This is a genomic window from Streptomyces hainanensis, assembly GCF_004348415.1.
GTDB lineage: Bacteria > Actinomycetota > Actinomycetes > Streptomycetales > Streptomycetaceae > Streptomyces > Streptomyces hainanensis.
In genome coordinates this window covers 1-9563 of sequence record NZ_SMKI01000310.1, presented here as the reverse complement: position 1 = coordinate 9563, position 9563 = coordinate 1, and the positions used below count along the sequence as shown (strand labels likewise).

The following is a 9563-nucleotide window of genomic DNA, read 5'->3' as shown; positions in this document are numbered from 1 at the left end:
GGGTGGGGGAGAACCCCCTACGTCAGATCCCGCGTCACCGCATCCGCCAGCAGGCGCCCCCGCAGGGTCAGAACCGCCCGGCCCGCCGCGAAGGCCGGTGCCGAGAGGAGGCCGTCGGCGACGGCGCTCCGCGCCGCGGCCAGGCCGTCCGCCGTGAGGAGGGAGAGCGGCGCGCCCGCCGCGAGGCGGAGTTCGAGGAGGATCCGTTCCACCCGCCGGTCGTCCGCCGTCAGCAGCTCGCGGCCGGCGCCGGGTGATCTGCCTTCCGCGAGCGCCGCGGCGTACGCGCCGGGGTGCTTCACGTTCCACCACCGCACGCCGCCGACGTGGCTGTGCGCGCCGGGGCCGGCGCCCCACCAGTCGGCGCCGGTCCAGTACAGCTCGTTGTGGTGGCAGCGGGCCTCCGCCGACGTGGCCCAGTTGGAGATCTCGTACCAGCCGAAGCCGGCCGCCGACAGGGTCTCCTCGGCGATCAGGTAGCGGTCGGCGTGCACGTCGTCGTCCGGCGCCGGCACCTCGCCGCGTCGCACCCGGCCGGCGAGTCTCGTGCCGTCCTCGACGATCAGCGAGTACGCCGAGACGTGGTCGGGCCCGGCGGCGACGGCCGCGTCGAGCGAGGCGCGCCAGTCGTCGTCGGTCTCGCCCGGGGTGCCGTAGATCAGGTCGAGGTTGACGTGCTCGAAGCCGGCCGCCCTGGCCTCCGTCACGCACGCCTCGGGGCGGCCCGGGGTGTGGGTGCGTTCCAGCACGGCCAGTACGTGCCGGCGGGCGCTCTGCATGCCGAAGGAGATCCGGTTGAAGCCGGCCTCCCGCAGCGCGGTGAGCGAGGCCGGGTCCACCGAGTCGGGGTTGGCCTCGGTGGTCACCTCGGCGCCGGGCGCCAGGCCGAACTCCTGCCGGACGGCGTCCAGCATCGCGGCCAGGGCGCCGGGCGGCAGCAGCGTGGGTGTGCCGCCGCCGACGAAGACCGTGGCGGCCTGGCGCGGGTCGTCGCCCAGCACCTTGCGGGCCAGCCGGATCTCCTCGGCCAGCACCTCGGCGTAGTCGTCCCGGGAGGCCAGCACCCCGCCGGAGCCGCGCAGCTCGGCTGCCGTGTAGGTGTTGAAGTCGCAGTAGCCGCAGCGCGTCGCGCAGTACGGCACGTGCAGGTAGAAGGCGAGGGGACGCTCGGCGGCCCCGGCCAGGGCGGGCGCGGGGAGCGCGCCGTCCGCTGGCATCGGTTCGCCGTCGGGGAGGACGGAGGGCATGCCCCCATTGTCCGCCACCGCGACGACCACCCGGACGACCACCCGGACGGCTAGGCCGGCCCGCCCACCGTGACGTGGTCGATCAGGTGCTCGACGGGGCCGAGCAGACCGGGTTCGAGGTCGCGGTAGTCCCGCACCGCGCCCAGGATCCGCCGCCAGGCGGCGCCGGTGTTCTCGGGCCAGCCGAGGGCCCGGCAGACGCCGGTCTTCCAGTCCTGGCCGCGCGGCACCCGGGGCCACTCGGGGATGCCGAGCGCCGACGGCTTCACCGCCTGCCAGACGTCGATGAACGGGTGGCCGACGATCAGCACGTCGGGGTCGGTGATCCCGGCGGCGATCCGCGACTCCTTGGAGCCCGGCACCAGGTGGTCGACCAGCACGCCGAGCCGGGCCTCGGCGGTGGGTGCGAACTCGCGGACGACGGCCGGCAGGTCGTCGACGCCGGCCAGGTACTCCACCACGACGCCCTCGATCCGCAGGTCGTCGCCCCAGACCTTCTCGACCAGCTCCGCGTCGTGACGCCCCTCCACGTAGATGCGCCCGGCGCGCGCCACCCGTGCCCGGGCGCCCGGCACCGCGATCGAGCCGGAGGCGGTCCTGGCCGGCCCGGAAGGCGCGACGGAGGTGTGCGCCGGGCGGACCAGCGTCACCGTCTTCCCCTCCAACAGGAAGCCGGCCGGCTCCAGCGGGAACACCCGGTGGGCGCCGAAGCGGTCCTCCAGCGTGACCGTCGGCCCCTGCGCCGTCTTCTCGCAGCGGATCACCGCGCCGCAGAATCCGGTCGCGGCGTCCTCGACGACGAGGCCGGGGTCGGCCGGCACCTCGGGAACGGGGGCGCGTCGCTTCCACGGTGGCGTCAGGTCCGGGTCGTAGTGCCTGCCCGGCTGCCCGCCGTACTGTCTTCCACGCATGGGCTCATCAGATCACGAGGCCGCCGGCGCCACCCCGAACCGCTCGGCGAGCGCCGTGCGTTGGGCCCGGACGAAGGCCGCGTCCACCACCGCGCCGTGCCCCGGCACGTAGCGCGCCTCGGGGCCGCCGAGCGCCAGCAGCCGGTCCAGGGCGGCCGGCCAGCGGGCCGGGTCCGCGTCCGGGCCGGCCTGCGGCTCGCCCGACTCCTCGACCAGGTCGCCGCAGAACACCACCGGCACCGGCCCCGGCACCAGCGCCACCAGGTCGTGGGGCGAGTGCGCCGCGCCGAGGGCCGCGAGCACCACCTCTCGGCCGCCACCCAGGTCGAGCGCCAGCTCCCCGGCGACCTCGCGGGCCGGCGGCAGCGCGCCGAGCGCGTCGGCCGCGGCCCGCGCCAGCGCCGGGTCGACCCCCTGCCGCACCGCGTCGTCGGCGACCGGGGACCAGTCGGTCAGGGGCGGACCGTACCGTTCGGCGTCCGGGAAGGCTCCGGCGCCCAGCACGTGGTCGAAGTGCGGGTGGCTGAGCACCACCCGGGTCACCGGGCGGCCGAACCGCTCGCGCAGCTCGTCGCCCAGCTCGGCGCCGGCCGGCAGCGAGGGCCCCGCGTCGAACAGCAGCACCCCGTCGACGCAGGCCACCGCGCCGACCGTCTCGTCCCAGCCGGGCAGCCGCCGGCGCACCACTCCCGGCGCCAGGTCTTCCCATCGCGTCGTCATGCTGCGACGTTAGCCTCACGACAGGAACCTCCGGCCCGGGAGACGGCCGATCACGCGATACCGTCTCCCCGTTCACGATTCCCTGGCCGTGGTACCCGGCCGTACACTGGACAGGGTTGGCACTCCCCACAGCTGAGTGCCAGGGCGGGCAGGCAGGAACGACGGCCGGGCGGGAGGTGTGCGGCATGCTCAGTGAACGCAGACTCGAGGTGTTGCGAGCCATCGTCCAGGACTACGTGGGCACCGAGGAGCCGGTCGGCTCCAAGGCGCTCACGGAGCGACACAACCTTCAGGTCTCCCCGGCCACCGTGCGCAACGACATGGCGGTGCTGGAGGAGGAGGGCTACATCGCCCAGCCGCACACCAGCGCCGGCCGGGTGCCCACCGACAAGGGCTACCGGCTCTTCGTCGACAAGCTCGCCGACGTCAAGCCGCTCTCGGTCGCCGAGCGCCGCGCCATCCACAGCTTTCTGGAGTCCGCGCTCGACCTCGACGACGTGGTGGCCCGCACGGTGCGGCTGCTCGCGCAGCTCACCCGGCAGGTCGCCGTCGTGCAGTACCCGTCGCTCAGCCGCTCCACCGTGCGCCACGTGGAACTGCTGGCGCTGGCGCCGGCCCGGCTGATGCTGGTGCTGATCACCGACACCGGCCGCGTCGAGCAGCGCATGGTCGACTGCCCGGCGCCGTTCGGCGAGATGTCGATCGCCGACCTGCGTGCCCGGCTCAACAGCCGGATCGTCGGCGAGCGCTTCGCCGAGGTGCCGCGCCTGGTGGCCGACCTGGCGGACTCCTTCGAGTCCGAGGAGCGCGGCACGGTCTCCGTGGTCCTCTCCATCCTGCTGGAGACGCTGGTGGAGGAGAAGGAGGAGCGGCTGATGATCGGCGGCACCGCCAACCTCACCCGCTTCGGACAGGACTTCCCGCTGACGATCCGGCCGGTGCTCGAGGCACTCGAAGAGCACGTCGTGCTCCTCAAGTTGCTCGGGGAGGCCAAGGATCCGGGTATGACCGTCCGGATTGGGCATGAAAACGCTCACGAGGGCCTGACGTCCACCTCGGTCGTCTCCGTCGGCTACGGTTCAGGAGGCGAGGCGGTGGCGAAGCTCGGCGTGGTCGGACCGACCCGCATGGACTATCCGGGAACGATGGGAGCGGTACGCGCAGTGGCACGGTACGTCGGACAGATTCTCGCGGAGAACTAAGGTGGCGGCGGACTACTACGCGATCCTCGGTGTACAGCGTGACGCATCGCAGGAGGAGATCAAGAAGGCCTTCCGCCGTCTCGCGCGGGAGCTCCATCCGGACGTGAACCCGGATCCCAAGACCCAGGAGCGGTTCAAGGAGATCAACACCGCCTACGAGGTGCTCTCCGACCCGCAGAAGAAGCAGATGTACGACCTGGGCGGGGATCCGATGGGGCCCGGCGGTGCCGCCGGTCCCGGTGCCGGCTTCGGCGGCGCCGGCTTCGGGAACTTCTCGGACATCATGGACGCGTTCTTCGGCACCGCCTCGCAGCGTGGCCCGAAGTCCCGCACCCGGCGCGGCCAGGACGCCATGATCAGGCTCGAGATCGACCTGAACGAGGCGGCGTTCGGCACCACCAAGGAGATCCAGGTCGACACGGCCACGGTCTGCGGCACCTGCAACGGCGAGGGTGCCGCGCCCGGCACCTCGGCGCAGACCTGCGACATGTGCCGCGGCCGCGGCGAGGTCTCCCAGGTCACCCGTTCCTTCCTCGGCCAGGTCATGACGTCGCGGCCCTGCCCGCAGTGCCAGGGCTTCGGCACCGTGGTGCCCACCCCCTGCCCCGAGTGCGCGGGCGACGGCCGGGTGCGCACCAGGCGCTCGCTGACGGTGAAGATCCCGGCCGGCGTCGACAACGGCACCCGGATCCAGCTGGCCGGCGAGGGCGAGGTCGGCCCCGGCGGCGGCCCCGCCGGCGACCTGTACGTGGAGATCAGGGAGAAGCCGCACCCGGTCTTCCAGCGGCGCGGCGACGACCTGCACTGCACGGTCACCATCCCGATGACGGCCGCGTCCCTCGGCACCAAGGTCCCGCTGGAGACACTGGACGGGATGGAGGAGGTCGACATCCGGCCGGGCACCCAGTCGGGGCAGTCGATCCCGCTCCACAACCGGGGCGTCACGCACCTGCGGAGCAACGGCCGGGGCGACCTCGTCGTGCACGTCGAGGTGCAGACGCCGCAGAAGCTCGAACCGGAGCAGGAGGAGCTGCTGCGGCGGCTCGCCAAGCTGCGGGGCGAGGAGCGGCCGCTTGGCCAGTTTCAGCCGGGGCAGCAGGGCCTCTTCTCGCGCCTGAAGGACGCGTTCAACGGTCGGTGAGCCGGCGGTGAGCAGGTGAGCACGGCGCCCGTCTTCCTCGTGGAGTCGCTGGCGGCGGCCGGCCCCGGCGGGCTGCTGCCGCTGGACGGCGCCGAGGGCCGGCACGCCGTCTCCGTGCGGCGGCTGCGGGTCGGCGAGCCGATCGTCCTCACCGACGGCCGGGGTGCCGGCGCGCTCGGCACGGTGGCCGCCGTCGACGGCAGGGAACGTCTCGAGGTCGCGGTCGCCGAGCTCCGCCACGAGCCGCCGCCGCTGCCGTCGATCACCGTGGTCCAGGCCCTGCCCAAGGGCGACCGGGGCGAGCTGGCCGTCGAGACCATGACGGAGACCGGCGTCGACCGGATCATCCCCTGGGCCGCGGCCCGCTGCGTCACCCAGTGGCGCGGCGAGCGGGGCGCCAGGGCCCTGGCGAAGTGGCGGGCCACCGCCCGGGAGGCCGCCAAGCAGTCGCGGCGGTTGCGGATCCCCGAGATCGCCGAGCCGCTGACCACCAGTGAGGTCGCCGCCGTGCTGGCGGACGCCGCGTTCGCCGGCGTCCTGCACGAGGCCGGCGCCGAGCCGCTGGCCTCGGCCGAGTTGCCCGCCGAGGGCGAGATCGTGCTGGTGGTCGGCCCCGAGGGCGGCGTCACGCCGGAGGAGCTGGCCGCCTTCGAGGCGGCCGGCGCCCGCGCCCACCGCCTCGGCCCCACCATCCTCCGCACCTCGACGGCCGGCACCGCCGCCACCGCCCTGCTGCTCACCAGGACCGGCCGCTGGGCGTAGCCAGGCAGGGGCCGCCGCTCAGTGCACGTGCGCGGTCGCGGCCCCCGCTGGCAGGCGGCCCGCCGGCACCAGGATCAGCGCGGCCACCGCGGCGGCCGCCGCGGTGAGGGTCGTGAAGGTCAGCGCGTCGGCGAGGCCGTCGGGCGCCGCGGCGCCTCCCGCGGCGATGCCGGCGCCGGCGATGCTGGAGACCACCGGGACGCCGATCGCGCCGCCGAACTCGTGGCAGGTGTTGACGATGCCCGAGGTCAGCCCCGCCTCGGCCGGCTCCACCCGGGCCAGCGCGGTGGTGGTCGCGGCGACGAAGCCCGCGCCGAGGCCGGCCGCCGCCACGCTCAGCCCCACCACCAGGGAGACGGTGCCGGCCCCCGCCGCGGGTATGGCGAGGCCGCCGGCCGCCGTCAGCAGCCCGGGCACGGCCACCCACCGCGGCCCGACGCGGCCCATCGCGTGCCCGGCGAGCTGGGCCCCGACCACGGTGCCGACGGCCACCGGCAGGAACAGCGCCCCGGTGGCCAACGGCCCGTGCCCTTCCGGCCCCTGGAGGTAGAAGGAGCCGAGGAAGAAGGACGAGATCAGCAGGGCGGTGGCGACCAGCATCAGGAACGCGCCGGTCAGCACCGGGCGGCGGGCCAGCAGCGCGAGGCGCATCAGCGGTGCCGGCGACCGGTGTTGCAGCAGCCCGAACGCGACGTAGAGCGCGAGTCCGGCGGCGAGCGGCACGAGCGTGCCTGGCGCGCCCCAGCCGTCGTCGCCGGCGTTGGTGAGCCCGTAGATGGTGGCCGCCGTGGCCGAGGTGACCAGCAGGGCGCCGGGTATGTCCAGCGGGTCGCGGCGGGTGGCCCGGGCGGTGACGGGCAGCGCGCCGGGCAGCAGGGCGAGCAGCGCGAGGCCGATGGGCACGTTGACGTGGAAGATCCACTCCCAGCCGGGCCCCGCGGTGAGCAGCCCGCCGACCAGCACGCCGACCGCCGAGCCGGTGCCGCCGACGGCCGCCCACACCCCGAGCGCCCGGTTCCGCTCCTGGCCGTGGAAGGTGGTGGCGACCACGGAGAGGGCCGCGGGGGAGAGCAGCGCGGCGCCGACCCCCTGGAGCATCCGCGCGCCGATGAGGACGGCGGCGTCGCCGGCGAGCCCGGCGGTGAGCGAGGCGGCGGTGAAGACGGCGAGCCCCGCCAGCACCAGCCGCCGCGCGCCGACGAGGTCGGCGGCCCGGCCGCCGAGCAGCATGAGCCCGCCGAACATCAGCGTGTAGGCCGTGACGACCCAGGTCAGTTGGGTTCTGCCGAGCGCCAGGCCGGCTCCGATGTCGGGCAGCGCGACCGTGACCACGGTGACGTCGAGGACCAGCATGAACTGCGCGGCGCTGAGCAGCGCCAGGATCCGCCAGCGGAGCGGGTCGGGCGGTTCGTGGGCGGGGGGATGCGGACGCATCCGGGCACCTCCTGTAAGTCAAACAGGTGTGTTCGAGTTATTGGCGCTAGGCTAACTCAAACACCGCTGTTCGACTAACGGCGAGATGGGAGAGCCACGACATGCCGGTGACCCGGGGCCGACGAGCCGACGCCAGGCGCAACGTGACGGCGATCCTCGACGCCGCGGTGGAGTGCCTGAGCCGCGATCCCGACGCGAGCGTCGCGGACATCGCGCAGGCGGCCGGCATCGGCCGCGTCACGCTCTACGGCCACTTCGCCTCGCGGGGCGAACTCCTCGACGCCGTGTTCTCCAGGGCCATGCGGCACGCCGACGCCGCGCTCGACGACCTGGACATCGAGGGCGACCCGCGTCAGGCCATGACGGCGCTGATCCGCTCCTCCTGGCGGATCGTCAGCCAGTCGCGCGCGCTGCTGACCGCCGCCCAACGAGGCCTGCCCCACGGCAGGGTCAGGGAACTGCACGAGGAACCGCTGCGCCGCATCGAGCGACTGATCGAACGCGGCCGCGAGCAGGGCACGTTCCGCGCCGACGTCCCGGTGCCCTGGCTGGTCGCCACGTTCTTCTCGGTGCTGCACACGGCGGCCGACGAGATCACCGCCGGCCGGCTCGACGAGGCCGCCGCGCCGCACGCCATCACCGGCACACTGCTCGCCGCCTTCACCCCGCCGGGGCAGCCCGTGCCCGCCCCGGAGTAGCCGGGCGGGGCCGGTCGCGCCCCGCCGTCCCCACGGGCGTCGCGGTCAGCGGCGGGCAGCGGCGGGCAGCGGCGAAGGTCCTCGCCGAGGCCGGTCGCGATACCATCCGGTGCGTATCGGATCGAGCTGTCGGACGTTTCGGGAGGGCACCGCGCGATGGCGGGAGAACCGCAGGCAGACTGCCTGTTCTGCAAGATCGTGGCGGGCGAGGTCCCGGCCACGGTGGTCCGGGAGACGGAAACCGCGGTGGCCTTCCGGGACATCAACCCGCAGGCCCCCACCCACGTGCTGGTGATCCCCCGGGCCCACTACCCGGACGCCGCCACCCTGGCCGCCGCCGAGCCCGAGATGGCCGCCGAACTCCTGCTGCTCGCCGGCGAGATCGCCGCCGACGAGAAGGTGGACGGCACCGGCTACCGCGTCGTCTTCAACACCGGCGCCGGCGCCGGCCAGACCGTCTTCCACGCGCACGCCCACCTGCTCGGCGGGCGCGGTCTGGAATGGCCCCCCGGCTGATGTCGGCCCGCGAGCTGGTCGTCCTCGGCACGGCCAGCCAGGTGCCCACCCGGCACCGCAACCACAACGGCTACGCCCTGCGCTGGGACGCCGACACCATCCTCTTCGACCCCGGCGAGGGCACCCAACGGCAGCTGCTGCTCGCCTCCGTCAGCGCCCACCGGCTCACCCGGATCTGCGTCACGCACTTCCACGGCGACCACTCGCTCGGCCTCGCCGGCGTCATCCAGCGCATCAACCTGGACCAGGTGCCGCACCCCGTCACCGTCCACTACCCGGCCAGCGGCCAGCAGTACTACGACCGGCTCCGGCACGCCACCGCCTACCGCGAGACCGCCCGGGTGCTCGCCGACCCCGTCACCGCCGAGGGGCCGATCGCCGAGACACCCGGCTTCACGCTGAGCGCCCACCGGCTCTCCCACCCCGTCGAGTCCTTCGGCTACCGCCTCGTCGAACCGGACGGCCGCCGCATGCTGCCCGACCGCCTCGCCGCACACGGCATCACCGGACGGGACGTCGGGCGGTTGCAGCGCGCCGGTGAACTGCGGGGCGTGCGGCTGGCCGACGTCAGCGAGCCGCGCCCCGGCCAACGGTTCGCGTTCGTGATGGACACCCGGCTGTGCGACGGCGTCTACGCGCTCGCGGCGGACTGCGACATGCTCGTCATCGAATCCACCTTCCTGGCCCAGGACGCGGCGCTGGCCGAGGAGTTCGGCCACCTGACGGCCGGCCAGGCGGCCCGGGTCGCGACCGAGAGCCGGGTCCGGCACCTGGTGCTGACGCACTTCTCGCAACGGTACGTGGACGCCGACGCGTTCGCGGCGGAGGCGCGGGAGGCGGGCTACCGGGGCGATCTGACGATCGCCGAGGATTTGATGCGGGTGCCGGTGCCGTCTCGTTCGACCCGCTGAGGGCTGTCTCTTATACACAGC

At 74.3% G+C, this 9563-nt stretch carries 10 protein-coding genes; 6 read left to right on the top strand and 4 right to left on the bottom strand.

Annotated elements, in window-relative coordinates:
- Positions 1-17: 17 nt before the first annotated feature.
- From hemW to E1283_RS24875, 3 genes are read right to left on the bottom strand one after another with little or no spacing between them, the layout of a single operon-like run.
- Entirely contained in the window at positions 18-1247 is a 1230-nt protein-coding gene (gene hemW, locus E1283_RS24885; protein ID WP_132820379.1) for a radical SAM family heme chaperone HemW, read from the bottom strand.
- Between the two features lie 50 nt (positions 1248-1297).
- Positions 1298-2158 carry a DUF3097 domain-containing protein gene (locus E1283_RS24880; RefSeq protein WP_132820378.1) on the bottom strand — a complete coding sequence of 287 codons (861 nt, stop codon included), beginning with the start codon at positions 2156-2158 and terminating at the stop codon, positions 1298-1300.
- 12 nt (positions 2159-2170) lie between these two features.
- Complete coding sequence (locus E1283_RS24875) at positions 2171-2878, bottom strand: MBL fold metallo-hydrolase (protein ID WP_132820377.1); 708 nt, start codon at positions 2876-2878, stop codon at positions 2171-2173.
- 185 nt (positions 2879-3063) lie between these two features.
- On the opposite strand from E1283_RS24875, the gene hrcA reads away from it, so the two are divergent.
- From hrcA to E1283_RS24860, 3 genes are read left to right on the top strand one after another with little or no spacing between them, the layout of a single operon-like run.
- Positions 3064-4080, top strand: a complete 1017-nt coding sequence (hrcA, locus tag E1283_RS24870) for a heat-inducible transcriptional repressor HrcA (protein ID WP_132820376.1) — start codon at positions 3064-3066, stop codon at positions 4078-4080.
- Position 4081: 1 nt separating this feature from the next.
- The gene (dnaJ, locus tag E1283_RS24865; RefSeq protein WP_132820375.1) at positions 4082-5221 is read left to right on the top strand and encodes a molecular chaperone DnaJ; all 1140 of its coding nucleotides are present in this window, start codon (positions 4082-4084) and stop codon (positions 5219-5221) included.
- Between the two features lie 15 nt (positions 5222-5236).
- Positions 5237-5983, top strand: coding sequence for a 16S rRNA (uracil(1498)-N(3))-methyltransferase (locus E1283_RS24860; RefSeq protein WP_132820374.1), 747 nt, complete (start codon positions 5237-5239; stop codon positions 5981-5983).
- An 18-nt stretch (positions 5984-6001) separates the two neighbouring features.
- Here E1283_RS24860 and E1283_RS24855 read toward each other — a convergent pair whose 3' ends face one another.
- Complete coding sequence (locus E1283_RS24855) at positions 6002-7417, bottom strand: MFS transporter (RefSeq protein WP_132820373.1); 1416 nt, start codon at positions 7415-7417, stop codon at positions 6002-6004.
- 101 nt (positions 7418-7518) lie between these two features.
- On the opposite strand from E1283_RS24855, the gene E1283_RS24850 reads away from it, so the two are divergent.
- The 3 genes from E1283_RS24850 to E1283_RS24840 all read left to right on the top strand — a co-directional run bounded on the left by E1283_RS24850 (position 7519) and on the right by E1283_RS24840 (position 9542).
- Positions 7519-8115 (top strand): TetR/AcrR family transcriptional regulator, encoded by a 597-nt coding sequence (locus E1283_RS24850; protein ID WP_132820372.1) that lies wholly within the window; start codon positions 7519-7521, stop codon positions 8113-8115.
- 156 nt (positions 8116-8271) lie between these two features.
- Positions 8272-8631 (top strand): histidine triad nucleotide-binding protein, encoded by a 360-nt coding sequence (locus E1283_RS24845; protein ID WP_132820371.1) that lies wholly within the window; start codon positions 8272-8274, stop codon positions 8629-8631.
- Entirely contained in the window at positions 8631-9542 is a 912-nt protein-coding gene (locus E1283_RS24840) for a ribonuclease Z (protein WP_132820370.1), read from the top strand. The genes E1283_RS24845 and E1283_RS24840 overlap by 1 nt, the downstream gene beginning before the upstream one ends.
- The last annotated feature ends 21 nt before the right edge of the window (positions 9543-9563 follow it).